The organism is Brucella anthropi (assembly GCF_046630315.1).
GTDB lineage: Bacteria > Pseudomonadota > Alphaproteobacteria > Rhizobiales > Rhizobiaceae > Brucella > Brucella anthropi_A.
Genome location: NZ_LQBD01000037.1, coordinates 35,491 through 60,550 on the forward strand (window position 1 = coordinate 35,491; position 25,060 = coordinate 60,550).

Here is a 25,060-nt window from a genome sequence, read left to right on the forward strand (position 1 = left end):
GCCTAGCGCCCGCCCGGCTTGAAGTTCTGCAAGGTGCTGAGGATATCCATCGAAATGCCGACGGAGGACGTTCCGCCCAGAAGCAGGGAGGCGATCGAGGCCGGGCTGCTCGCGGTCGGATTGTTCATCTCATACATGGCGGTAAAGCGCGAAATGAGCTTCGAGACATAATCGGGATCGGACATCTTGGTGAAGTCGATCTTGTCCTCGATCATCTTCGCCTGCTTGTCGATATCGGCATTGGATATCGAGGATGGCCAGCCGAAGGTCGTCTGGATCATCGACACCAGCGCCCTGTCGCCCAGGATTTCATAGGCATTGGTGAGTGTGGGCGCCTTGCGCGCGAAATAAAGTGCCAGCCGCACGCCCTCGTTCTGGCTTCCGGCTTCCGTCTCCAGCGTCTGGCGAAGATATTTGTCCACCACGCCCTGCTGCGCCGCCGTGCTGTCGGTCGCCTCCGCGCCCTTGCCCGCAAAATCGAAGACGGTGGCAAACTCCTTATAGCGCTTGTCGGTCAGCTTGTTGGCCATGGCATCGTCGCTCTTGATGCCTTCCGTCAATATCTTGCGAACGAACGCCTTGGCGAAGGCCATGTCTTCCAGACCGAACGCCTTCATCGCGTAATTATAAAGGCGGCTGTCGGCCATGAAATCGTCGATGGATTTCACCTTGCCGATATTCTCCTTATAGTAGGCGGTTTCCCGCTCCACCATCGGTTCCTTCGAAACACGCTGCAACGACCGCGCCATATCCGACGCGATCAGGCGATAGCTCGTCATTGTATCGACCATGCGCATGACCCCCTTCCGGTATTTCAACCTTTATGAAAGGCCAAGCTTGTCCGAAGCTGGCCAAAGCTGGCCAAAGCTGGCTTGCCCCAGACAAGGTTCGCGCAAGGCGCAGCGCTTAGGTTCCCGGCAAAGAGAATGTACGGGAGTCACGAGCTTTGGGCATTATTGTCGGTCTTGTCATCACACTGGGCTGTATGCTGGGCGGCTTTATCGCCATGGGCGGACATGTCAGCGTGCTTATCCAGCCCTGGGAATTCGTGATCATTCTGGGGGCCGCACTTGGCACCTTCTTCATCGCCAACCCTTTCTCGCTCGTGAAGGACACGGGCCGCGCCTGTATGGAAGCGTTCACCAACGCGGTCCCCAAGCAGCGCGACTATCTCGACGTTCTGGGCGTGCTTTACAGCCTGATGCGCGAACTCAGGGCCAAGTCGCGCAATGAGGTGGAAGTGCATATCGACAATCCCAAGGAATCGTCGATCTTCCAGGCCTATCCGAGCGTCTTGAAGAAAGAGGACCTCACCAATTTCATCTGCGATTATTGCCGCCTCATCATCGTCGGCAATGTGCGCTCGCATGAAATCGAGGCGCTGATGGACGAGGAAATCCGCACCATCGCGCGCGACAAGCTCAAGCCCTATCAGGCCATGGTCACGATCTCGGAAGCCTTGCCCGCGCTCGGCATCGTCGCCGCCGTTCTCGGCGTCATCAAGGCCATGGGCGCGCTGGACCAGTCGCCGGAAGTGCTGGGCCATCTGATCGGCGCGGCCCTTGTCGGCACCTTTGCCGGTATCTTCTTCTCCTACGGTGTCGTCGGTCCGATCGCCAACAAGATCAAGTCCACCCGCGAGAAGAACAATCGTCTCTATATCGTCGTCAAGCAGACGCTCCTCGCCTATATGAACGGCTCCCTGCCGCAGATCGCCGTGGAATATGGCCGCAAGACCATCTCCGCCTATGATCGCCCGACCATCGATGTGGTCGAGCAGGAAACCATGGCAAGCGCGCCGACCCAGCAGGCGGCATAAGATGACTGCTTTGGGGCAAAACCGCAAAAACGATGTTCTGGCCGAAAACCTGCTGCGCGCGGCGGGCCTTTCGGGCGACGACCTGAAATCGCTTGCCCATGTGTTCAAGGATGCCGCGACGCATTTCTGCGACCGGCTGAAACAGGGCAGCGCCGCCGCTTTCGAGATCGAGGCCGGACAGGTGGAAGGCACCGACGATGCCGCCTTTGGCGATATTCTCGACCGGGCCGCGATCATTGCGCCGCTGAAGGCCGAGCAATGGGGCTGCACGCTTTATGTGGCCGCCGATGCCGCACTCGTCTTCTCCGTCATCGAAGCGATGTTCGGTGCCCAAGGCAATATGGGCTCCGTCGATGCCAACCGGCCTTTCGGCATGCTGGAACAGAAGATTGCCGCGCTTCTGGCCGGTCATCTTGCCGGTTCGCTAGATCAGGTCTTTGCCGGAACCGGACAGAGGCTTTTTGCCGCCGGTGAATGCATCGATACCGCCGAATTCGACCGTGAGAATTTCGAGCGCTCGCGCCTTTTTTCCTGCCGCATCGATGTCACGGCCGCGGGCAAGACCGGGCGGATGCACCTGCTTTTGCCGCGCAGCACGCACAAGCCGATGCAGGATGCCGTGGCGGCCGTTCTGCGCCGCCCGCTGGATCAGGCCGATCCGAGCTGGGCAAAGAAGATGCGCCACGAAGTCAGCCGCGCCCGCATCGAGCTCGAAGCCTTTATCCAGCAGGGATCGATGACGCTCGATGCCCTGTCGATGCTGGAAATCGGTCAGGTTCTCAAACTGCCCGCCGACGCCATGCAGCAGGTGCGCCTGCGCGCGGGCGATCAGCAGCTTTTCAAATGCACGCTCGGCAAATCGGGCATTCATTTCACAGTCAAAGTCGGCGACCCGGTCAATCAGGAAGAGGATTTCATCGATGAGCTTGTTGCTGGCTAATGTGCTTTCGACATTGATGGCTCTTGCCTCGCTTGCCGCCCTCATCGTGGTGGGCCGCAAGGCCAACGAGACGATCAAGCTTGGCAAGGTGCTGGCGCTGCGCGTTGCTGCCGCCTCCAACGGGCTGGAGCGCGCCGTCAAGGCGATCCAGAGCGAGCGCACCGATCTTGGCACTGCTTTGGCCGACGAAAACAGCAAGCTTGAGGCCCGTCTTGCCGAAACGCAGCGCGTGCGCCGCGAAATGGAAGAGGCAATCGAGGAGCTGACCCGGCTGCGCAAGGCGCTCACCCGCGACATCCGCCATGCGCGCAATGTCGCCGATAGCGCGCGCAGCGAAGACAGGATCGCGACCGCCACCGAACAATCGCTGCCGAAGGAAAAGAACGCGCTGCCGGTTTTCGTGCGCCGCGCGGTCAAGAAGGCAACGGTTGAGATTGCAGGCCAGGCATGAGCGCGGACAATAAGGAAAAGAACATGCAGCAGGAACTGGACGAAGCCATTGAGGAACTGCGTGAGGAAAAGCCGCGCAGCGCCCAGAAGGGTCCATCCAAGCCCAATCTCGAACTCATCATGGGCATCCCCGTCGATGTGCAGGTGGTTCTGGGCGGCACGACCATGCCGGTCGCCAATCTGATGAAGCTTGGTCGCGGCGCTGTCATCACGCTCGACAAGCAGATCGGCGATCCGGTCGATATCGTGGTCAATGGCCGTGTCATCGCGCGCGGCGAGGTGATCGTTCTCGAAGATGATTCCTCGCGTTTCGGTGTCAGCCTCACCGAAATCATCGGCAAGTAACGGACGTGACCATGGCCGACAACGAACAGCAGGCGCTTGCGGACGACATGGAAGGCAGCGCGACCGGCCTCATCGATACGCTGACCGGCCCGCAAAAGGCGGCGGCGATCCTCGTTGCCATCGGGCGGCCTGCCGCCGCGCGTCTTCTCAAGCATTTCAATGCCGAGGACCTGCGCAAGCTTGCCGGTCATGCCCGCACGCTGGAGCCGATTTCCCCGCTCGATTTCGAACAGCTCGTCAAGCAGTTCGAGGATTCCTTTGCCGAAGGCGCGCCGGTTTCGGAAGCTGCCCAGCGCTTCGAGGGCCTGCTGCGCGAAGCGCTGCCGCAGGAAGAGGTCGATGCGGTTCTGGAAGACCGCGTCCAGCCGCAGCTTGTCCAGGAATCGGTCTGGGTGCAGCTCGCACGCCTGCCGGTGGAAAGCCTGCAAGCCTATCTGACCGACCAGCATCCGCAGATCATCGCCTATATCGTGTCGAAGCTGCCGTCCGACCTTGCCGCCCGCCTGTTCGTCGTGCTGCCGCCGCAATTGCGCAATGCCGTTGTGCAGCGCTCGCTCCATATCGGCAATGTGCAGCCGGCAGCGGCTGAACTTCTCGAAGACGTGCTGCGGCGCGATCTCCTGGGCCGCAGCGATGCCGGTCCGGTCAAGGCGCATCACGGCCAGATCGCCAACATCTTCAACCAGCTCGACAGAAGCGAGATGGAAGAACTGATGGCAAGCCTTCAAGACCTCAACCGCGACGATCTCAACCGCATCAAGGCCAAGCTCTTCACCTTCGAGGATATCGAGCGCCTGTCGCAGCGCGCGCGCCTGCTGCTCTTCGACGAGGTGCAGACTGAGCAGATCGCAACCGCGCTGCGCGGGGCCGACACAAGGCTTCAGGAACTGGTTCTCTCCTCGCTCTCGACCCGTGGACGCCGCATGGTGGAAACCGAGCTTGGCGCCGAACAGGGCAATATCACCGCGCAAAACATTGCCGATGCGCGCCGCACGATCGCCCGCATCGCCATCGACCTGTCCGAGCGCGGCATCATCACCCTCGACGCCAGCGAAGCTTAGAGCGGGATGGTTTCAAGTTGAATCGTCATCCCGCTCCAAGCTTTTTGTTTGAGCATGATTTTATCCGAAAACCGGTTCCCACTTTTCGGAATCATGCTCTAGTCCTGATTTCGGTGCCCCATGGCCGATGATGCTGACAAGGAAAGCAAAACAGAAGAAGCGACCGAGCAGAAGATCCGCGACGCCCTGGAAAAGGGCAATATGCCCTTTTCCCGCGAAACGCCGATCCTCGCCGGTATCGCTTCCTTTCTGATTATCGTGGTCTTTGTCGCCGGACCCGCCACCACGAAGCTCGCCGTCTTCCTGCGGGAGTTGATCGACCGCCCCGAGGACTGGCTCTTGAACAGCGCCGAAGATGCAAGCCGCCTGTTCGGCGTGCTGGCGCTTGCCGTCGGCGCGGCCCTGGTGCCGGTGTTCATCATCATCCCGCTTGCGGGCATCGCGGCCTCCGCCTTCCAGAATGCGCCGCGCTTCGTCGGCGAACGCATCCGCCCGCAAGCCTCGCGCATATCCCCGCTCAAGGGATGGCAGCGGATTTTCGGGCGCGCCGGTCAGGTGGAATTTCTCAAATCGCTGGCAAAGTTTCTCGCCGCCAGCGTCATCGTCTTCATCGTCTTCTTCAACGGCAACAGCCTGTTTACCGATGCGGTGGCGACCGACCCCAGCGCCTTGCCGGAATTCCTGCGCGAGAACATGGTGCGCCTGCTCGTCGCCAATGTGCTGGCCATTACCGCAATTGCCGGTTTCGACCTTGCCTGGTCGCGCATTCACTGGCGGCGGGAACTGCGCATGACGCGCCAGGAGGTCAAGGACGAACTGAAACAGTCGGAAGGCGACCCGCTGGTCAAGTCGCGCCTGCGTTCGCTCGGCCGCGACCGCGCCCGCCGCCGCATGATCAACACCGTGCCGACGGCAACGCTGATCGTCGCAAACCCGACCCATTTTTCCGTCGCACTGCGTTACAGGCCCAATGAGGACGCCGCCCCCGTCGTCGTTGCAAAGGGGCAGGACCTGATCGCGCTCAGGATAAGAGAGATTGCTGCGCAGCATTCCATCCCTATATTTGAGGATGTTCAGCTGGCGCGCGCTCTTTATAAACAGGTCAATGTCGAGCAGATGATTGCACCCGAATTCTACAAGGCCGTGGCCGAACTGATCCGGGTTATCAATGCGCGGCAGGCAATCCATTGATGGACGGCCATGAATTCATGTATTTGCGAACAGTTCCTCCAGATCGGCGGTGAAGCGATGAAGAGCCTGCAATTCTCGAACGAACGCGAGGCGATCATTGCCGAAAACCTGCGCGAGGTCGCGGCCGATCTTCGCCTGGTCGATCCGGCGGATTACATCGCCTTCATACGCTGCGAGCTCTTTGCCAATATTGCCGATATCGTCAGTTCGGCGACCGAGCTCTACTTCTTTCCCGGCACGCTGGAACTCGGCCATGGCGGCGAATATCGCTGCGACTGGCAGTCGCCGCCCGCCATCGTGCTCGACATGGAGTTTCGCAATCAGGGCGTCTATGCCTATTTCCGCCTGACGCTGACCGACAAGACCGCCGCTGTGGAACTGAACCATATCGCCTTCGAGGAAGCGGATGAAGACCCGGCCAAAAACACCGCAAGGCTTGCCCATGCATTCGACGCCGCGCGCCTGCCGCTGAGAATACGGGCCTGACAGCGGGGCGGCTTGCAGGCAACCCTCGCACACCGGATGCGCAAGACATCCGGTGTCCATGTTCAAATCACTGCGATGCGGCTGAAATCAAACCAGATGCTGCACTTCCGGCATTTCGATGAGGCCGAGTGACAACGCTGTCGCGACGGCTGAAGTGCGGTTGGAGCAGTTGAGCTTGATCTTGGCGTTTTGCAGATAGGTCACGACGGTCCAGCGCGCGATGCTCAGGATTTCTGCAATCTCTCCGTCGGTCTTGCCGTTTGCGGCCCAGCGCAGGCAATCGATTTCACGCGGCGTCAGAAGGCTTGCCACCGTCGCCACATCCTTGCAGCCGCACAGCGCCGAATGGATGATCCCCGACAGGCTCAACAGGCGCGGACGAAGCTTGGCCACGAACTGCTCGCGATCCTCTTCCGCGCCGATCTCGAAGCTGAACAGGGTGCACCCCACCGCGCCCTTCTGGCTGCGCGCCGACACGGCGATGAAAATATTGCCGAGCCCGTGCTTCTCCGCGTCCTGCAACAGTTCCGCAACCGCCGGGCATGTATTGGCATCCTCCTGCAAATCGCGGACGATGCCGCTCGCATCGTTCTGAAAATAGGGCGCATCGTCCTGAAAGATCGGATCGATGACAAAATAGTTCTTGGTGGAGTAACGCGCGGCCCAATTGGTCGGAACCGTCATCACCACCGTCAGGTCGGAGGAATTGGTCTTCATGCAATCGCCCATCCGCCCCCGATAGGTGTGCAGGATGTAACGGCAACCGATCTCATCGCGAATTCGCGTCAGGAGAGCAAGGGTTTCACTTTGGAAGGCTGTTCCAAAGAAGGTCTTTTTGTAATTCGGAAAATGAATGAGATCGAGTGTCATTTCTATAATATCCTTGGTACTCAAGCTCGAAGATTACTTCATCGCCCCCGGAGAAATATAAGCGAATCGTAGCCCCAGAACTTTTCAATCGTTTATAAGTGACATAAAAAATATAGGGTCTGGCAACCCGCAATTAATGGATTGCAACCCCTTACACACAAAAACAATGCAGAAATTAAGGCTCTCTTATGAATTTTGTGGGTCGAAAGATGAAACAAAACTGCTAAATCGATTTGTAAAAAATCAACTGTTCTCTTTCAGAACACTTTACTGATCTTTCCCATAGGCGCGATAGAAAAAATCGATAGCCGACTCCACATTCTTGCGAATCGTTTCGGCCGGCGGCGGCTCGGCCAGTGCGCCGAACAGGCGGGGCCTGTAGAGGCCGGACAGAAAAAGATCGGAAAGCTGATAGGCCATTTTCTCCGGATCGAAGGGCTTCAGCTCGCCCTTCCGGATCATGTCGCCGAGATATTCCGCCATCAGGACAAGGCTGCGCTTGGGCCCCCGCTCGTAAAACCGGGCGGCAAGCTCGGGCTTGCGCTCGCTGACGCCCAGAACGATGCGCTGCGCGCGCACGGCCGTCGATGACGTTATCAGCGTCACCAGCGCAATGCCGAAATCGGTCAGCTCCTCGCGCGAGTTGAACCCCTTGTCGAGTTTCTCGATCAGTTCACGAAACATTGTATCGCGATAATGCTCGCACAAGGCGACGAACAGATCTTCCTTGCTGTTGAAGTAAACGTAGATCGTGCCCTTCGACACGCCCGCCTCGCGCGTGATGTCGTTCATGCTGGCGGCATCGAACCCCATGCGCAGGAACACATCCTGCGCGCCTTCCAGTATCTGGCGGCGTTTGGCAGGGTCCTGACCGGCGGCAAGCCGCGTGCGACCGCACTCCGTTTCGCAACCCGACGCTTTGCCGTCACCGGCCTGGCTGACGCTTTTTCCATCATGCCGGTCATCGTCATGCATCATCGTATCGGTTGGTGCCTTGGTGTTGCGATCGGGTTTCATTTCACGAGACTCTTAACTTTTTTCGAACCAAGCGGTTCGATATGCTCTTGATATGCGCATCTTATTGATTTATGTCAACATCGAACCGAGCGGTTCAATCTGAAGGATGTCGAGAAAGTTTCCCCTATGTCCGCCCCGAAGTCCGTTGATAAGGCCGATATTCATCCGTTCCCCAATGCCAGGAATTTCGCTTCGGCAACCCAGCCGGCGACGAATGAGGCGCCGCTGAACGAGAGAGCCCAGCCCGACACATTGCCGGGCCCGCAGGAAGCCGCATCCAGGGAAACCGCCAGCAAGGGCGGCAGGAAGAAGGGCTTCGGCAAACGTGTCCTGCTTCCTGGCATTCTGGCGGTCGCCGTCGCTGGCGGCCTCTGGTACGCCTATGACTGGTGGACGGTCGGACGTTTCATGGTTTCGACCGATGACGCCTATGTGCAGGGCGACATCGCGTCCATCGCGCCGAAAGTTACCGGCTATATCGAAAATATCCCGGTGGTCGCCAACCAGCACGTCAAGGCTGGCGATGTGATCTTCCAGCTCGATGCGGGCGATTACAGGATCGCGCTCGATGAGGCGGAAGCGAAGCTTGCGACCCAGAAGCAGACGCTCATCCGCATCAAGGCGGAAACCGATGCCGCAGAGGCCATGCTCCAGCAGGCCAATGCCGACCGGCAGGCCGCAAGCGCGATCCTGACCAATGCGCAGAACACGATCGCACGCGTGCAGAAGCTGCATGAAACACGGTTTGTCGCCCAGGCCGAACTCGACACCGCGCAGTCCTCGCTCGACCAGGCCCGCGCCAAGGTCGCCGGCAGCGACGCGCAGATCGCTTCCGCCAAGGCCAACATCGAAGTGCTCGACGCCCAGTATAGCGAAGCCGAGAGCACGATGAAATCGCTGGAACTTGCTCGCGACAAGGCTGCCCGCGATCTTTCCTTCACGACGTTGCGCGCGCCGTTCGACGGCGTGATCGGCAATCTTTCCGGCAAGAAGGGCGACCTCGTCTCGCCGGGCCAGAAGATCGCCGCGCTTGTCCCGGTCGATGCGCTTTATATCGACGCGAACTTCAAGGAAACGCAGCTCGCCCATATCAGGACCGGCGAGACCGCGCATATCTATGTCGATGCCATCGACGGCGCGAAGTTCGACGGCAAGGTCGCCTCCGTCTCCCCGGCTTCGGGGGCGGTGTTCTCGCTGCTGCCGCCGGAAAATGCGACCGGCAACTTCACCAAGGTCGTGCAGCGCGTTCCCGTGCGCATCACGATCCCGAAGGAAGCGCTGGAATCGGGCAAGATCCGCGCTGGCCTCAGTGTCGTGGTCGATATCGATACGCGCACCGCGCCTGACGAAAAGGCCGACTGACAAGTCGGCGGACGGCCCCTCGGGGCCTGACGTGAAATCACAGATGGTGGCGCGAAGAAACGGATTTCGCGCCGCCTTTCTCTTCCATTCCGGAGTGCGCCGTCATGGCCGCAGACACGACGATGGGGCCATTGACCCCGGCAGAGGACCGCATCGACCCCAAGAAGGCCATCGGCTTTCTGGCCATGGTGTTCGGCATGTTCATGGCGATCCTGGACATCCAGATCGTCTCGGCATCGCTTGCGGAAATCCAGGCGGGCCTCAGCGCCAGTTCCGATGAAATCTCCTGGGTCCAGACGTCCTATCTGATCGCGGAAGTCATCATGATTCCGCTGTCGGGCTTCCTTGGGCGCCTGTTGTCGACGCGCGTGCTCTTCACCTTTTCGGCCGCGGGCTTCACCCTCGCCAGCATGCTCTGCGCGACGGCGACGAATATCGAGCAGATGATCGTCTACCGCGCCATTCAGGGCTTCATCGGCGGCGGCATGATCCCCAGCGTCTTCGCGGCCGCCTTCACGATCTTCCCGCCGTCCAAGCGTTCCATCGTCTCGCCGATGATCGGCCTCGTGGCCACGCTCGCGCCCACCATCGGCCCGACCATCGGCGGCTATCTCAGCCATGCCTTTTCGTGGCACTGGCTGTTTCTGGTCAATGTCGGCCCCGGCATTCTCGTCACCATCGCGGCCTGGAACCTCATCGACTTCGACGAAGGCGACAGTTCGCTTCTGAACAAGTTCGACTGGTGGGGCCTTATCGGCATGGCCGCGTTCCTCGGCTCGATGGAATATGTGCTGGAGGAAGGCCCGCGCAACGACTGGCTTCAGGACGACGCGATCTTCCTGCTTTCCATCCTCATGACGATTGGCGGCATCGTCTTCTTCTACCGCGCCTTTACGGCGGAACAGCCCATCGTGGATCTGCGCGCCTTCAAGAATGTCAATTTCGCATTCGGCTCGCTGTTCTCCTTCGTGATGGGGGTCGGCCTCTATGGGCTTACCTATCTCTACCCGCTTTATCTGAGCATGGTGCGCGGCTATGATGCGCTGATGATCGGTGAAGCGCTGTTCGTCAGCGGCCTTGCCATGTTCTTCACCGCGCCGGTTGCCGGTTTCCTGTCCAACAGGATGGACCCGCGCCTGATGATGATGATCGGCTTTCTCGGCTTTGCCGCGGGCACGTGGCTGGTGACGGGCCTTACCGCCGACTGGGATTTCAATGAATTGCTGCTGCCGCAAATCCTGCGCGGCTGTTCGCTGATGCTGTGCATGGTGCCGATCAACAATCTGGCGCTCGGCACGCTCCCCCCCGCCCTTTTGAAAAATGCATCCGGGCTTTTCAACCTGACACGCAATCTGGGCGGCGCGGTCGGCCTTGCCGTCATCAACACGATCCTGACGCGGCGCGGCGACATGCATTATGAGCGCCTGGCCGAGCATGTCCGCTGGGGCAATGCCGAGGCGGAAAAGATGATTGCCAACCTGACGGCGAAATACAATGCCGCAGGCATGGACGGCGCCTCCATTGCCATTTCCAAGCTTTCCGGCATGGTGCGCCAGCAGGCGACGCTCCTCTCCTTCATCGATGTGTTCTTCATTCTGACGATGATGTTCTGCTCGCTTGCCGTCTGCGCCATCATGCTGCGCAAGCCGAAACAGCTTGCCGGTGGAGGCGGTGGGGGGCATTAAGCCCTTCACCCTTCCAGCTTCATACGAAACCCTTGACGGTTCGCTCATCTTTCGGAAATTTTCGTTTACGCGCCATATCCGACAGGGATGCCGCGATGGGACAAACCCTTGTCGCGCAGGGAAAAGCATTGTGCAGAATTATGACAGCGGCGAATTTGCTGTCACATTTCCTGTCATAAAAATGCTGTTCCCGCGAAGGGATGAATTGCTAAGTCCCTGAAAACGTGTTTCACTTTCCACCGCTGACAGTGTGTGACAAACCACAAACTGTCATCCAACCGTCATGTCGGGCGGGTATCGGGATTTGCGCGAGCACCGGAATCGACCGGGGGCGTTCGCCGGACCTTAAACAGGGGAGTCAAACAATGCTTAGCTATACAGCGCGTCTGCTGTCGCTTTCGACGGCGATTGCCGTTGCCGGGGTTTCCATCGCCGCTGCCGAACCGTCAGCCGAACTGATCGCCGCCGCCAAGGCGGAAGGCGAACTGACGACCATCGCGCTCCCGCATGACTGGTGCGGCTATGGCGACATCATCAAGTCCTTCAAGGACAAATATGGCATCAAGGTCAACGAACTGAACCCGGACGCCGGTTCGGGCGATGAAATCGAAGCCATCAAGGCCAACAAGAACAACAAGGGCCCGCAGGCGCCGGACGTCATCGATGTCGGCTTTGCCTTCGGCACCTCGGCCAAGAAGGACGGCCTCACGCAGGCCTACAAGGTTTCCACCTGGGACGAAATCCCCGACAGCGCCAAGGACCCGGAAGGGCACTGGTATGGCGATTATTACGGCGTGCTCGCATTCGAGGTGAACAAGGACATCGTCAAGGATGCCCCGCAGGACTGGGAAGACCTTCTCAAGAGCGATTATGCCAATGCCGTCGCGCTTGCGGGCGATCCGCGCGTGTCCGCACAGGCCATTCTCGCTGTTCATGCCGCCGGCATCGCCCGCGGTGCGGAACCGGGCGAAGCCGCAGGCAAGAAGGGCCTCGAATTCTACAAGGAACTGAACGCCAACGGCAATTTCGTTCCGGTCATCGGCAAGGCCGCCTCGCTGGCGCAGGGCTCGACCCCGATCGTCATTCGCTGGGACTACAATTCCCTTGCCGACCGCGATACGCTGAACGGCAATCCGGAAGTCGAGACCATCATTCCGAAGTCGGGCGTCATCGCCGGTGTCTATGTTCAGGCGATCAGCGCCTACGCACCGCATCCCAATGCCGCGAAGCTGTGGATGGAGCATATCTATTCGGATGAAGGCCAGCTTGGCTATCTGAAGGGCTATTGCCACCCGATCCGCTTCAACGCCATGGCGAAGGCCGGCAAGATTCCGCAGGAACTGCTGGACAAGCTGCCGCCGGCGGATGCCTATGAAAAGGCGATCTTCCCGACCATCGAACAGATCGAGGCCGCACAGACCACGATCACCAAGGAATGGGACAGCGTCGTGGGCGCAAACGTTCAGTAAGCGCGTCTGCCGCATCAAACGGATAGCGCGTCGGATTTCAAGCCCGGCGCGCTGTCGAAACGGCTTCGCATCCCGGTGAGAGGCGATCTTCATCACCGGGAAATGCGCCAGGACAAATCGGCAGCGCAGGCCCTTGCGGTTCCTTCAACGGCAATCGCTCAAGCGCAGGTTCGACGATTCTGTTCTGGCAGGCATCCCTCTGAAGAAAGAGCGCATGAGTTCAGTAGCCGAAACAACAGCCCCCACCAGCGGAGTGCGCAAGCGCCAGCTTCCGTTATCCTGGCTTGGCGTGGCACCGTTTTTCATCTTCGCCATCCTGTTCCTGATCTGGCCGACGATGTATCTCATCATCGGCGCCTTCCAGGACCCCGCCGGAAATTTCACGCTCCAGAACATCCATGATCTGTTCCAGCCGCAGATCATGAGCGCCTACTGGATATCGATCAAGGTCAGCCTGGCATCGGCCATTGGCGGCGCGATCATCGGCTTCTTTCTGGCCTGGGCGGTCGTTCTCGGCAACCTGCCCGCATGGCTACGCCCGACGGTGCTGACCTTTTCCGGCGTGGCGTCCAACTTCGCGGGCGTGCCGCTGGCCTTCGCCTTTCTGGCGACACTGGGGCGAACCGGCTTTGTAACGATCCTGCTCCGGGAATGGTTCGGCTTCAATCTCTATTCGACCGGCTTCAACCTTCTCTCCTTCTTCGGCCTGACGCTGACCTATCTGTTCTTCCAGATACCGCTGATGGTGCTGATCCTGACGCCAGCGCTCGACGGGCTGAAAAAGGAATGGCGGGAAGCCTCATCCATTTTGGGCGCGACCACCGCGCAATATTGGCGCATGGTGGCCTTCCCGATCCTGTGGCCAAGCCTGCTCGGCACGACGCTTCTGCTGTTTGCCAATGCATTCGGCGCGATTGCAACCGCCTATGCTCTGACGGGTTCCTCGCTCAACATCGTGCCGATCCTGCTTTATGCGCAGATCCGCGGCGATGTGCTGCATAACCAGAATCTCGGCTATGCGCTGGCGCTCGGCATGATCGTCATTACGGGCATTTCCAACCTCATCTATATCTGGCTGCGCATGCGCGCCGAGAGGTGGCAACGATGAAAAAGAAAGGCTTCAATGCCCAGAAGATCGGGGCCTGGATCGCCTTCCTGATCGGCGCGATCTATTTTGTCGTGCCGCTGATCGGCACGTTCGAATTCTCGCTGCGCATGCGGCGCGGCGAATATTCCTTCGATGCCTATCGGGTGGTGTTCTCCGATCCCAATTTCCAGGCCACCTTCGGCTATTCGATCGTGCTTGGCCTGCTGACCATCATCTTCGGCGTGCTGCTGGTGGTGCCGACAGCCTATTGGGTGCGCCTGCGCCTGCCGCAGTTGCGCCCCGTGATGGAATTCATCACGCTGATGCCGCTGGTCATTCCGGCCATCGTCATCGTGTTCGGCTACCTGCGCATCTACAACTCGTCGTCATGGCTGCCGTTCACCGCATCGACGCGGGCAACCGACGTGCTCTTGATGTTCGGCTATATGACGCTGTCGCTGCCCTATATGTACCGCGCCGTCGATACGGCGATGCGCACCATCGACGTCAATACGCTCACGGAAGCAGCCCAAAGCCTCGGCGCGGGCTGGGGCCGCATCATGTTCAAGGTGATTTTCCCGAATGTGATTTCCGGCGTGATGAGCGGGGCTTTCATCACATTCGCCATCGTCATCGGCGAATTCACGCTGGCATCGCTTTTGAACCGTCCCGCCTTCGGTCCCTATCTGCAACTCGTCGGCGCAAACCGCGCCTATGAACCGTCGGCACTGGCGATCATTTCGTTCGGCATAACGTGGCTCAGCATCATCATGCTGCAACTCGTTTCGCGCCTCAATAAATTCAAGACAAATGCCGGGTAAAATTCATGGCTTTTCTTAATATCAAGCACCTGAAAAAGAGCTTCGGCGCCAATACCGTCGTCCACGATTTCAACCTCGCCGTGGAAAAGGGCGAATTCGTCTCCTTTCTCGGCCCATCGGGCTGCGGCAAGACAACCGTTCTGCGCATGATTGCCGGTTTCGAGAGGCCCGACAGCGGCGCCATCGAAATCAACGGCAAGGATGTGGTCGATCTGAAACCCAACCAGCGCAATATCGGCATGGTGTTTCAGGCCTATGCGCTGTTTCCCAACATGACGGTGGCGCAGAACGTTTCGTTCGGCCTGCGCGTTGCCGGAAAGCCAAGGGCGGAAATCGACGCCACGGTGAAGGAAATGCTGGGCCTCATCCGCCTCGACCATCTGGCGGATCGCTATCCCTATCAGATGTCCGGCGGCCAGCAGCAGCGCGTGGCGCTGGCGCGTGCGCTTGCCACCAAGCCGCAGGTTCTCCTGCTCGACGAGCCGCTATCGGCGCTGGATGCGAAAATCCGCATTTCCCTGCGCGAGGAAATCCGCGCCATCCAGCAAAAGCTCGGCATTACGACCGTCTTCGTCACCCATGACCAGGAAGAGGCGCTGTCGATTTCCGACCGCATCGTGGTCATGCATGAAGGCCGCGCCGACCAGATCGGCTCGCCCTTCGACATCTATAACCGCCCGGCATCACGCTTCGTGGCGTCGTTCGTCGGCACACTCAATATGCTGGAAGCCTCGGTCAGCGAACCGGGCCAGAACAGCATCGATCTCGACGGGCGCACCATCACCGTGCAGGAAAAGCTCGACCATCACCCGAAGGGCAAGTCGCTGACGCTGGCCCTGCGCCCGGAAGCGGTGAGCCTCGAAGCGCGCAAGAGCCACGATACCTCGCTGGAAGCGACCATCGAGGACGTGCATTTCCTCGGCTCCGTCATCCGCACACGTGTGGCGCTGGGCAAAAACCGCCTGTCGTTCGACACGTTCAACGATCCGACCCAGCCGCCGCCGCAGCGCGGCGACAAGGTGACGGTGCATTTCGCCTCGCATGATCTGCTGGTGCTGGCGGACTAGAGCGTTTCCTGTTTTAACAGAATCGCCGGAACCGCTCTAACTGTTTGTTTTGCCGCATTTGCCTCACGCAAAACCGTTTCACACTTTTGCTGGAAATGCTCTAAATCAAAAAGCCGCCCGAAGGCGGCTTTTTTCAATGACAGCGAATTTTATTCGCCCCAAGGGCCGTGGAAATCTCCGTCCTTATCCATGCGCTTGAAGCCGTGCGAGCCGAAGAAATCGCGCTGGCCCTGAATGAGGTTGGCGGTGCCGAGCGGCTGCGTGAAGCTGTCGAAATAGCTGAGCGCCGAACCGAGCGCTGGCAGAGGCAGGCCAGCAAGTGCTGCCTTGGCGACAATCTGGCGAAGCCCACTGGAAGCCTTGCTCATACGCTCCACAAAGGCTGGCGCCAGCAGCAGGTTGCGGCTTTCGCTGTCTTCGAAGGCATGGGCGATATCGTCCAGAAGCTGCGAGCGAATGATGCAGCCCGCACGCCAGATGCGCGCCGTTTCGGCAAGCGGAATGTTCCAGCCATGCTCCTGCGAGGCGGCTTCCATCACCGCGAAACCCTGAGCATAGGCCGCAATCTTGCCCGCAAGCAGGCCCTGCTCCAGATCGGCCAGGAATTTTGCCTGATCGGAAATGTCGAGGCTGCGCGGTCCCGGCTTGTAGGCCTTTGCTGCAAGCTCACGCGTGGCCTTCATCGAGGACAGCGAACGGGCGGCAACGGCGGCTTCGATGGCTGTTGCCGGAACGCCCAGCATCTGCGCCTCGATGGCCGCCCAGCGACCGGTGCCCTTCTGACCGGCCTCGTCGAGGATCACATCGACCATCGCCTTGCCGGTTTCCGGATCGGTTGCCTTCAGCACCTTGGCGGTGATCTCGATCAGATAGGAGTTGAGCGGACCCTGGTTCCACTTCTCGAACACATCGCCGATGGCCGGGGCCGAAAGCCCAAGACCGTCACGCAGGATGCCGTAGATTTCGGCGATCATCTGCATATCGGCATATTCGATGCCATTATGGATCGTCTTGACGAAATGACCGGCGCCGTCCGGCCCGACCAGCGCGCAGCAGGGCTCGCCCTTGTATTTGGCGGCGGCGGCAAGCAGGATCGGCGCGATGCGCTCATAGGCTTCCTCGGTGCCGCCGACCATCATCGACGGGCCATGGCGCGCGCCTTCCGCACCGCCGGAAACACCCATGCCGACAAAGGTCGGGTCGTTGGGGCCAAGCGCCTTCAGGCGGCGCACCGTGTCGCGGTAATCGGAATTACCGGCATCGATCATGATATCGCCCTTCTCAAGATAGGCCTTGAGGCGGGTGGTTTCCGTATCGACGGGGCTGCCAGCCTTGATGAGGAAGATGATCGGGCGCGGCTTGCGGATATTGGCGGCCAGATCCTCGAAGGTGGGGCAAGGAATGATCTTGTCGCGCAGCGGGCCTGCCTTTTCGACGAAGGCTTTCAGCACGGGCTCATCGCGGTCATAGACGGCAACCGTGTAGCCCTTCTCGGCGATGTTCAGCGCCAGGTTGGAGCCCATGACGCCAAGGCCGACCATTCCGATATCTGCTTTTTCCATTTTATGCCCTTCGCAAATGCAACCGATCAACCGGAGGCGGCAGCCGATTTCGGCGGCTGCACGGTCAATCTATATTCCAGTGTGGGATGATCTAGGGCACATGACGCAAAGTTGATAGACCCGCCATGACGAAAATCACCAGTTTTGCCTGCACAAGCGCCCTGTTAAATCGGTTAAGCCCTCCAAAAAACCTCTATTTCACGCATTTTGCACCTGTTTCAGCCTTCGCCGCGCAAGCCTCGCCCCTTTGGCCCCTCCTGACAGGATAAGGAACTTCGCCAGCCGCATGACATGGGTTATACAGCATTATCATGAAGCTGGCGGGGCAGGCACGTGAATCGCGACAGGCAGGAAAAAACGGATTTTCGCTGGGGCATATGGGGCACGGGCACGATAGCCGCCGCCTTTGCCGCCGATATTCAGGCAAGCAGCGGCATGCGCGTTGCCGCGGTCTGCTCGCGGGCGGCTGCGACCGCCGAGGCGTTTCGCCGACGCATCGGCGCCGACAAGGCATTCAGCGATTCAGGCGAGTTTCTGTCCGACGCGGATATTGACGCTGTCTATATCGCGACGCCGAGCGCCATGCATGTGTTGCAGGCCATGCAGGCAATTGCGGCGGGCAAAGCCTGCCTGATCGAAAAGCCGCTCTCGCTCGATGCCGGTGGCGTCCGGCAGATCGAGGCGGCGGCAAAGGCGAAGAATGTCTTTGCCATGGAGGCGATGTGGAGCCGTTTTCTCCCCGCGATCCAGGCGGTCAAACAACATATCGATAGCGGCCGCATCGGCACCGTGACGCGCATCGAGGCCGACCTGTCCTATATCCGCGCCTATGACCCGCAAAGCCGCTTTTTCAGCCCCGAGCTTGGCGGCGGCGCGGCTTTCGATCTCGGCGTCTATCCGGTTTCGCTGGCATTGTATTTTCTGGGCCTGCCGGATCATGTCGATGGCCGCTGGCAGCGCGCCAAAAGCGGTGTGGACATGCGCGCGGAGTTTCAGCTTGGCTGGCCGGACGCCACGGCCAGCCTCTCCTGCGGCTTCGACCGCGACGGTGACAATCGCATGCTGATCGAGGGAAGCAGAGGCACGATCCTGATCCATGCGCCGTTTCTGAAAGCCCAGAGGCTGACCCTGTTTTCCGCCTTTGCCGCGCGGTCGTCGCTCGGGCCGAATGGCGGCAAGGGTTTTATCGGCAAGGTGATGAACCGCCTGCCGCTTCCGGGCCGCATGATCGAGACTTATGCCTTTTCCGGCAATGGGCTGCAATTTCAGGCCGAAGCAGTGCGCGATGCGGTGCTGCGCGGCCAGATATCCAATGCCACCATGCCGCTCGACCATAGCGCCGCCGTTGCCGATATTGTCCGCAAGGTGCTGTCGAAAGGTTAAAAGCTGCTTCTCATCCTGTACGGCTGTGCGTTTTCGCCGGCATTGTTCAAGGCAAGAGCGATTTCAGTGATGTGCAGCGCCACATCGCCCGAAAAGAATGCCTTGTCGCCCGTCTGGATGGCGCGGGCCTGATCGGCAATGCCGCGCACGAAATCGATCTGCGAGGGATACATCGGCAGCGACCGCTTATCGGCCTTCGGATAGGACAGCTTTTTGCCGACAGCCGGTTTCCATGCGAGAAACCTGCCGATGCGCATTTCCAGAATGCCGAACAGGCGCACCAGAAAACGGCGCTTTTCCTCCGTCCGTTCCAGCCGGACGGAAGAGCGGTTATCCCAAAGGTCGTCCACCACAATCGAGCCCTTGTCGGCAACGATCGTGAGGCTGCGGTCCTTCGGCATGGCAAGCCCGGATGTGAGGCGCGCCACCAGCCCCGACCTGAAAACAAGACAGCCGACCGAAAAATCGGGCGCCATGCGCAGATGTTCCGTTCCCGGCCCCTTGTTGGGAAAGGTTATGGCGGAAAATGCCGAGACGCTCTCGACCGGGCCGAACAGCGACACCAGCCATGACAGCGCATAGCCCGCATGTTCCAGCGTGCAGCCGATCTCGAACTCGTGCAGGCCCGGCCATGGCGCGCCCGACTGCGAACGCCAGCTCGACCATTTGTCACGAAATACCGGGCCGTCTTCCATTTCCGCATAGACCAGACGCGGCATGCCGATGCCGTTGATCACGCTTGCGACCAGACGATAGGCCTCGCTGAGGCCATTGGCCGGAGCCGCCGCGAGCGTGAGGCCGGATTGCCGTGCAAAAGCGACCAGCGCTTCCGCATCGTCGTAATTCATCGCCAGCGGCTTTTCGGAATAGACATGCTTTCCGGCGGAAAGCGCTGCATGGGATATTTCAAAATGGCTTTCGGGCGTGGTCAGATTGACGACGATCTCCACGTCCGGATCGGCCAGCAGGGCCTCGAAACTGTCATAGGCGCTGACTGCATAATGCGCGCAGAACGCTTTCAGCCGTTCGGGCGACCGGTCATAGACCCCGCGCAGTTTCAGTTCAGGATAATTGCGCAGCGTGGTCATGTAATAATCGGCAACAAACCCGGTCCCGACGATTGCGATATTCATGAAGTGGCTCCGACTACCTTTTTGGGATGATGATTTTCGCGGTCAGTCTGAGGCCGAAGATCGCAAAGATGAGCGTGAGCCAGACCGGGTCCATGCGGCGGAAGAAAAAGCTTTCCAGCATCGCGTTCAACGTTCCGAAGAACACGATCATCAGGAAGAAATCGGCAAGCAGAAGATTTTCGCGCACCGGACGGCACCGCGCATAATTGATGAGCGGCATGACGATGATGACGAGGATGGCGCAAACCAGCGCGGGAAGCCCCATCGATAGCGCAATATCGAGATAGCCATTATGTCCATGCACGATGCCGCGCACATCCCAATCGAGATAATAGGGGTTCGCCGCCTCTTTCACGAGCGGGGTGCCCCAGAAGCTTTCATAGCCGAAGCCGGTCCATGGGCGATGCGAAAGCGCTTCCACCGCAAAGGCCCAGATGGAGGTGCGCCCGGTAAAGGTGGGATCCACGTCCAGTTGCAGAACGAGCTGATGCATCGGCTCGAACAGGACCGTGCCGAAGGTAAAAAGCGCAAGCAGAAACTGGATCGCGAAGACCGCAACCGGCGCCAGAAAACGAAGGCCGAAAATGCCGGGGCCGATCACCAGCAGCATGGCGAGCGGCACCAGTGCCGCCGTGGTTTTCGATCCGGTCTGCGACACGAAGATCAAGGCGGAAATGGCAATCAGAAAGCCGCTCACCCGCCAGCCGCGCCGCCACAGATAGACACCGGCAAAGGCCAAGGCGGCCATGACCGGCCCGGCAATGTTCTTGTGTGTGAACACGCCGCGCCAGAGATAGGCGTTTTGCGGTTCCAGCGCATCGGCGCCGTGGGTGCCGAGATTGGGCAGAAGGAGGACGCCCGCATAGGAAATGAAAATCACGATTGACGCCACCGTGACCAGCATGACCGAATAGGCGTCGCCATCCTGCGGCAGGCTCAAAACGGCGATGACGGTCAGAATGCCGATCATCGTCAACAGCACGCCGCGCATGGCCGTCGCCGGATCGGGGCTTGCGAAAACCGAGGCGAACAGGAAGGCAAACATCAGCAGCCAGCCGGGGCTGACGATCCTGACCACCTTTTTTGGATCGGCGAACATCGCAAGCGACAGAAGCGCCACCGCGCCGAGGCAACCGAAACCAAGCTGGTTGATCGTATCGCCGCCCGATGCGTCGCCATCCGCCGCCGCACCCAGCGGATTGAACGGACGGAACGAAACCAGCAGGATGCAGAATGTTATCGTGGCGATAACGAGCGCAATCGTGCGGATTGTCGCCCGCATCCCGGTTTGCGCGGCAACATCGGAACGGGTGTCAGTTCTTGTCCGGGTTGCGGTACTGCTCATTCAAATATCCAAAATGGGCCATGACGCGGCCGAGCCCGATATGGATGAAATAGGTCCCGACCGGCACGAAACGCGCGGCAAAACCGCGCCGCAGCGCCTTGATCGGAGAATAGCCGAGAAGGGCGAGGCTTTTCAGAAAAACGCGGACCTGACCGAAAGGCTCGTCCTTGCGCTGGCGCTGTTCGATCAGCGTCGACAGAACGCCATTGCGCAAACCGCGCGCGGTGATCCAGTCCTTTTCCAGCCGCCGCGCCGGAATGGTCTCGCGGACGATGCCTTCATTGCACCAGGCAATCTGGAAGCCCCTGGCCCGCGACCGATTGATGAAATCGGAATCGCCGCCGCCGGTAAAGTTGAACTTGAGGTCCATGAACGGATAGCCGATGGCTTCCAGCACCGGACGCGCGATCAACAGATTGCCGGATGAATAGATGATCGGAACGGGGCCGGTCTTGTTGTAATGCGGCAGGAAAACCGGGTGTCTTGCCCATTTTTCCGCGCCCGGCTTTTCAAAGATCGGATGTTGCGGACCGCCGACGAGGCTGGCTCTATAACGCTCTGCGGTCGCCACCATGTTTTCGATCCAGGCGGGATCGGCCAGTTCATCATCATCGATGACGATGACATATTTGAAATTCGGGAAATAGGTCATCGCCGTCAGCCAGCCCGCATTATAGGCGTTGCAGTTGCCGCGATGGGATTCCACAATCAGCATGCCGGTATAGTTACCGGCCTCGAACTGCGGCGCCGCAACTTTGGCGCCTTCCCGGTCTTCCGCCTCGTTCTCGATCACCACGACCGCGAAGCGGCGGCTCGTGACCTGGGCTTTCAGCGTGTCGAGCGTGCGGATCACATGCTCCGGGCGGCGAAACGTCGGCAGCGTGACCACGACTTCGATTTCATCGAAACGAAGTCCCGGTGTTTTAGCAATTACTTCTATATGACTAGGTAAATCAGACATAAACGCTACCGGATATTTCGAACTTCTATATTTGTTTATCCGCCATTATTGAAAAACATTTAAAGAAAAGTTCACCGCATGGCTATAAACACTGGCCAAAACTATCATAAAGCATCCCGAAAAGTTTGAAACGGTTTTCGGTAAGATGCGTGTAAACCAAACAGTCAGAGCAATGTCGAGGAGTTGAATTGCCGTCCCCGCACCTGGTTTTCGTAACGTCGATTGTCCCCCATGGCGTGCCGACCACCGGCTATGAAGTGGCGAATGCCGCCGTGGTCGATGGCCTGCGCCGCGCCGGCGCAAGAGTGACTGTGCTCGGCTTCACATGGCCGGGGCTGAAGGTCGATGCGGCGGATACCGTCGTTCTGGGCGAGGTGGAGGTGCGCACCGAAGGCGCCGGCCTCAAGCGCAAGATCGGCTGGGTGCTGAAATCCTTCCTGACCGGCCTCACGGTTTCATCGGCGAAATTGCGCGTGATACCGGCGCAGCAACTGCGCGAAGCCATCAAGCGGATCGGCCCGTTCGATGCCTATGTGCTGAATGGCGTCACCCTGCCCGGTGCGTTTGAAGACATGTTCAACGACAGGCCGTCGCTCTTCGTGGCGCATAATGTGGAATATCGCTCGGCGGAGGAAAATGCCGCCGATGCCGGAAGCTTCATCCAGAAGTTCCTGTTTGCCCGCGAAGCCCGCATTCTCAAGGGGCTGGAAAACCGGCTGAGTGCAAAGGCACGCTTCACCTTCACCTTTGCCGAGGATGACGGCCCGGCGCTGGGGCTTGGTCCAGACCGGTTCGCCACCATGCCGCTTGTCACGCCCGGCGGTGCGCAAGCCGCGCAGCAGCGCCCCATCAAATACGATCTTGCCCTCATCGGCACATGGACATGGCATCCGAACCGCATCGGGCTCGAATGGTTTCTGCGCGCGGTCAAGCCGCATCTCCCCGCCGATATTTCCATCGCGATTGCAGGCAACACGCCTGCCGATCTGGTTGCAGCCTGGTCCAGCACGGGGTCAGGCGTCAATTTCGTCGGCAAGGTGCCGGATGCGACCGAATTCGTGGAAAGCGGCGCGCTTGTGCCGCTCATCAGTCGGGCCGGAACCGGCGTTCAGCTCAAGACTATCGAGACGTTCGAACTGGGCATGCCGAGCGTCGCCACGGCGCATTCCGTGCGCGGCATCAGCAAAATTCCGGGCAATTGCACCATTGCCGACGGCCCGCAGGCCTTCGCGGCGGCAATTGTCGAACGGATTGGGCGGATAAGATCGGGGGATCGCCAGAGACTGGACGGCAAAGCCTTTACAGGATCACAAATCGAAGGCATGGACCGCGCGGTTGCCAGAGGCCTGCACGCGCTTCATGGCGAAGAGAAAAATACGGACCAGGCATGATGCATAGCGAGAATGTCACCTACCGGAATATTCTGGGCGTAAAGGTCGCCTGTTTCGACTGGGGCAGCGCCTTTGCCTTCTTCGAGAACCGCATCAATGAAGGCCGGTTCATGAAACAGGGCTGGCTCAACGCCAATAATTCCAACATTGCGGATACCGACCCGGACTATCGCGCCGCGCTGGAGGATTTCCTGATCCTGCCGGACGGTGTGGGCGTCGATATTGCCAGCAAGGTTGCCTATGGCAGCCGGTTCCCCGCCAATCTCAACGGAACGGACTTCATTCCGGGCCTGATGGAACACATGAAGCACCCGCTGAAAATCGCCCTTCTGGGCGGCGGTCCGGGCGTTGCCGCCGATGCGGCAGAGCTTTTCAAGCAGCAGATCCCGCGCCATGACTATCGCGTCATTTCCGACGGTTTCTTCAAGCCTGCCGATCTCGACGGCATTCTCGGTCAGCTCAAGGATTTTCATCCCGACATATTGCTCGTCGCGATGGGCGTGCCGCGCCAGGAACTCTTCATCGACAAGCACATCACGGCGGAACATTGCACGGTCGCAAGCGCGGTCGGCGCGCTGTTCGATCTGCATACGGGCCGCGTGCAGCGCGCCCCGCAATGGGTGCGCAAGCTCCAGATGGAATGGGTGCACCGGCTGTTGCAGGAACCGCGACGGCTGGCAAAGCGCTATCTGATCGGCAATCCCGTATTTCTGTGGCGTGTCGCCAAAGGCTGGATAATGGGAGCATCCCGGTGAAGACCGCAATCGTCACAGCCAGCTGGGACCAGGATTTCGAGCGCTGCAAGCTGCTTTGCGAGACCATCGACAATTATGTCGGCGGCTTCACGAAGCATTATATCCTTGTCGATAGCAAGGATGTCGCCCTGTTCCGCAAACTGGAAAGCGCAAAGCGCGTCATCATCGATGAGCGCGATCTGCTGCCGTCCTGGCTGCACGCCTTCTGGGACCCGACCTATCTTTGGCGCAGGCGGGTCTGGCTTTCGCTCAGGACCAAGCCGCTGCGCGGCTGGCATGTGCAGCAGTTGCGCCGCATCGCGCTTGCCGGTGCGGTGGAGGAAGACGGATTTCTCTATACGGATTCCGACACGGCCTTTCTGCGTCCCTTCGATTGCGGCACGCTCTGGCATGGCGAAAAGCTCCGGCTTTTCGTGCGGCCCAATGCGCTTGCCAATCCCGAATGGCCGGAGCACCCGGTCTGGGCCGCCAACGCGGCCAAGCTGCTCGGTATCGAGAACGGCAAAAGCGGGCTGAACGACTATATCGGCCAGCTCGTCTCCTGGCGGCGCGACAGCGTGATTTCCATGTGCCAGAGGATCGAGGCCCATACCGGACAGCATTGGGTGGCGGCCCTTGGCAATATACGCCGTTTTTCCGAGTGCTTCATCTATGGCCGCTATGTCGATGACGTGCTGGGGGGCGCCGGCCATTACGCCGACACGCATGATCTGTGCCGGATGCAATGGTTCGCGCCGCCGCCGAGCGAGGCGGAATTCCGCACCTTCATCGCCGAAATGGAGCCGCATCAGGTTGCCATCGGCATGCAGTCCTTTCTCGGCCTTTCGGTCGACGACATCCGGCGGATTATCGCAGCCTGA

24 protein-coding genes are annotated in these 25,060 nt (G+C 59.6%); 17 read left to right on the forward strand and 7 right to left on the reverse strand.

What is annotated here, in order from left to right; genetic code table 11:
- Positions 1 to 2: 2 nt before the first annotated feature.
- Positions 3 to 791 (reverse strand): DUF1217 domain-containing protein, encoded by a 789-nt coding sequence (locus AVM02_RS17000; RefSeq protein ID WP_411508206.1) that lies wholly within the window; start codon positions 789 to 791, stop codon positions 3 to 5.
- A 155-nt stretch (positions 792 to 946) separates the two neighbouring features.
- Between AVM02_RS17000 and motA the strand changes: the two genes are divergently transcribed.
- The 7 genes from motA (at position 947) to AVM02_RS17035 (ending at position 6,292) form a co-directional block, all read left to right on the forward strand.
- The gene (motA, locus tag AVM02_RS17005) at positions 947 to 1,819 is read left to right on the forward strand and encodes a flagellar motor stator protein MotA (protein ID WP_411508099.1); all 873 of its coding nucleotides are present in this window, start codon (positions 947 to 949) and stop codon (positions 1,817 to 1,819) included.
- A gap of 1 nt (position 1,820) precedes the next feature.
- The gene (locus tag AVM02_RS17010) at positions 1,821 to 2,759 is read left to right on the forward strand and encodes a FliM/FliN family flagellar motor switch protein (protein ID WP_411508100.1); all 939 of its coding nucleotides are present in this window, start codon (positions 1,821 to 1,823) and stop codon (positions 2,757 to 2,759) included.
- Positions 2,740 to 3,210, forward strand: a complete 471-nt coding sequence (locus AVM02_RS17015; RefSeq protein WP_411508101.1) for a BAB2_0123 family type IV secretion system effector — start codon at positions 2,740 to 2,742, stop codon at positions 3,208 to 3,210. The genes AVM02_RS17010 and AVM02_RS17015 overlap by 20 nt, the downstream gene beginning before the upstream one ends.
- Positions 3,207 to 3,554 (forward strand): flagellar motor switch protein FliN, encoded by a 348-nt coding sequence (fliN, locus tag AVM02_RS17020; protein WP_104756701.1) that lies wholly within the window; start codon positions 3,207 to 3,209, stop codon positions 3,552 to 3,554. The genes AVM02_RS17015 and fliN overlap by 4 nt, the downstream gene beginning before the upstream one ends.
- 11 nt (positions 3,555 to 3,565) lie before the next feature.
- Positions 3,566 to 4,615 (forward strand): flagellar motor switch protein FliG, encoded by a 1,050-nt coding sequence (locus tag AVM02_RS17025; RefSeq protein WP_411508102.1) that lies wholly within the window; start codon positions 3,566 to 3,568, stop codon positions 4,613 to 4,615.
- A gap of 120 nt (positions 4,616 to 4,735) precedes the next feature.
- Positions 4,736 to 5,806 carry a flagellar biosynthesis protein FlhB gene (gene flhB, locus AVM02_RS17030; RefSeq protein WP_411508103.1) on the forward strand — a complete coding sequence of 357 codons (1,071 nt, stop codon included), beginning with the start codon at positions 4,736 to 4,738 and terminating at the stop codon, positions 5,804 to 5,806.
- A gap of 57 nt (positions 5,807 to 5,863) precedes the next feature.
- Positions 5,864 to 6,292: a hypothetical protein gene (locus AVM02_RS17035; protein ID WP_411508207.1), complete on the forward strand. Its 429-nt coding sequence runs from the start codon at positions 5,864 to 5,866 to the stop codon at positions 6,290 to 6,292.
- Positions 6,293 to 6,379: 87 nt separating this feature from the next.
- Here AVM02_RS17035 and AVM02_RS17040 read toward each other — a convergent pair whose 3' ends face one another.
- The gene (locus tag AVM02_RS17040; RefSeq protein ID WP_411508104.1) at positions 6,380 to 7,162 is read right to left on the reverse strand and encodes a helix-turn-helix transcriptional regulator; all 783 of its coding nucleotides are present in this window, start codon (positions 7,160 to 7,162) and stop codon (positions 6,380 to 6,382) included.
- A gap of 267 nt (positions 7,163 to 7,429) precedes the next feature.
- Entirely contained in the window at positions 7,430 to 8,140 is a 711-nt protein-coding gene (locus tag AVM02_RS17045; protein WP_411508208.1) for a TetR/AcrR family transcriptional regulator, read from the reverse strand.
- A gap of 165 nt (positions 8,141 to 8,305) precedes the next feature.
- Between AVM02_RS17045 and AVM02_RS17050 the strand changes: the two genes are divergently transcribed.
- From AVM02_RS17050 to AVM02_RS17075, 6 genes are all read left to right on the forward strand, one after another.
- Complete coding sequence (locus AVM02_RS17050; RefSeq protein ID WP_411508105.1) at positions 8,306 to 9,541, forward strand: HlyD family secretion protein; 1,236 nt, start codon at positions 8,306 to 8,308, stop codon at positions 9,539 to 9,541.
- A gap of 104 nt (positions 9,542 to 9,645) precedes the next feature.
- Complete coding sequence (locus tag AVM02_RS17055) at positions 9,646 to 11,226, forward strand: DHA2 family efflux MFS transporter permease subunit (RefSeq protein ID WP_411508106.1); 1,581 nt, start codon at positions 9,646 to 9,648, stop codon at positions 11,224 to 11,226.
- Between the two features lie 365 nt (positions 11,227 to 11,591).
- Entirely contained in the window at positions 11,592 to 12,695 is a 1,104-nt protein-coding gene (locus AVM02_RS17060) for an ABC transporter substrate-binding protein (protein ID WP_411508107.1), read from the forward strand.
- A 214-nt stretch (positions 12,696 to 12,909) separates the two neighbouring features.
- A complete protein-coding gene (locus AVM02_RS17065) occupies positions 12,910 to 13,803 on the forward strand; it encodes an ABC transporter permease (RefSeq protein ID WP_411508108.1) in 894 nt (297 codons plus the stop codon).
- Positions 13,800 to 14,603 (forward strand): ABC transporter permease, encoded by an 804-nt coding sequence (locus tag AVM02_RS17070; RefSeq protein WP_411508109.1) that lies wholly within the window; start codon positions 13,800 to 13,802, stop codon positions 14,601 to 14,603. Before AVM02_RS17065 ends, AVM02_RS17070 begins: the two co-directional genes overlap by 4 nt.
- A 5-nt stretch (positions 14,604 to 14,608) precedes the next feature.
- Positions 14,609 to 15,670 (forward strand): ABC transporter ATP-binding protein, encoded by a 1,062-nt coding sequence (locus tag AVM02_RS17075; RefSeq protein ID WP_411508110.1) that lies wholly within the window; start codon positions 14,609 to 14,611, stop codon positions 15,668 to 15,670.
- 149 nt (positions 15,671 to 15,819) lie between these two features.
- On the opposite strand, the gene gndA is transcribed toward AVM02_RS17075, so the two are convergent.
- Complete coding sequence (gene gndA / locus AVM02_RS17080) at positions 15,820 to 17,232, reverse strand: NADP-dependent phosphogluconate dehydrogenase (protein WP_411508111.1); 1,413 nt, start codon at positions 17,230 to 17,232, stop codon at positions 15,820 to 15,822.
- Positions 17,233 to 17,565: 333 nt separating this feature from the next.
- Between gndA and AVM02_RS17085 the strand changes: the two genes are divergently transcribed.
- Positions 17,566 to 18,615, forward strand: coding sequence for a Gfo/Idh/MocA family protein (locus AVM02_RS17085; protein ID WP_411508112.1), 1,050 nt, complete (start codon positions 17,566 to 17,568; stop codon positions 18,613 to 18,615).
- On the opposite strand, the gene AVM02_RS17090 is transcribed toward AVM02_RS17085, so the two are convergent.
- From AVM02_RS17090 to AVM02_RS17100, 3 genes are read right to left on the reverse strand one after another with little or no spacing between them, the layout of a single operon-like run.
- Positions 18,612 to 19,748, reverse strand: coding sequence for a Gfo/Idh/MocA family protein (locus AVM02_RS17090; RefSeq protein WP_411508113.1), 1,137 nt, complete (start codon positions 19,746 to 19,748; stop codon positions 18,612 to 18,614). The two genes, AVM02_RS17085 and AVM02_RS17090, sit on opposite strands and share 4 nt — an antisense overlap.
- A 13-nt stretch (positions 19,749 to 19,761) precedes the next feature.
- Positions 19,762 to 21,093, reverse strand: a complete 1,332-nt coding sequence (locus AVM02_RS17095) for an O-antigen ligase family protein (RefSeq protein ID WP_411508114.1) — start codon at positions 21,091 to 21,093, stop codon at positions 19,762 to 19,764.
- Positions 21,062 to 22,054, reverse strand: coding sequence for a glycosyltransferase family 2 protein (locus AVM02_RS17100; RefSeq protein WP_411508115.1), 993 nt, complete (start codon positions 22,052 to 22,054; stop codon positions 21,062 to 21,064). The genes AVM02_RS17095 and AVM02_RS17100 overlap by 32 nt, the downstream gene beginning before the upstream one ends.
- 188 nt (positions 22,055 to 22,242) lie before the next feature.
- On the opposite strand from AVM02_RS17100, the gene AVM02_RS17105 reads away from it, so the two are divergent.
- From AVM02_RS17105 to AVM02_RS17115, 3 genes are read left to right on the forward strand one after another with little or no spacing between them, the layout of a single operon-like run.
- A complete protein-coding gene (locus tag AVM02_RS17105) occupies positions 22,243 to 23,445 on the forward strand; it encodes a glycosyltransferase (protein WP_411508116.1) in 1,203 nt (400 codons plus the stop codon).
- Complete coding sequence (locus AVM02_RS17110) at positions 23,442 to 24,200, forward strand: WecB/TagA/CpsF family glycosyltransferase (RefSeq protein WP_411508117.1); 759 nt, start codon at positions 23,442 to 23,444, stop codon at positions 24,198 to 24,200. The genes AVM02_RS17105 and AVM02_RS17110 overlap by 4 nt, the downstream gene beginning before the upstream one ends.
- Positions 24,197 to 25,060, forward strand: a complete 864-nt coding sequence (locus AVM02_RS17115; RefSeq protein WP_411508118.1) for a DUF6492 family protein — start codon at positions 24,197 to 24,199, stop codon at positions 25,058 to 25,060. The genes AVM02_RS17110 and AVM02_RS17115 overlap by 4 nt, the downstream gene beginning before the upstream one ends.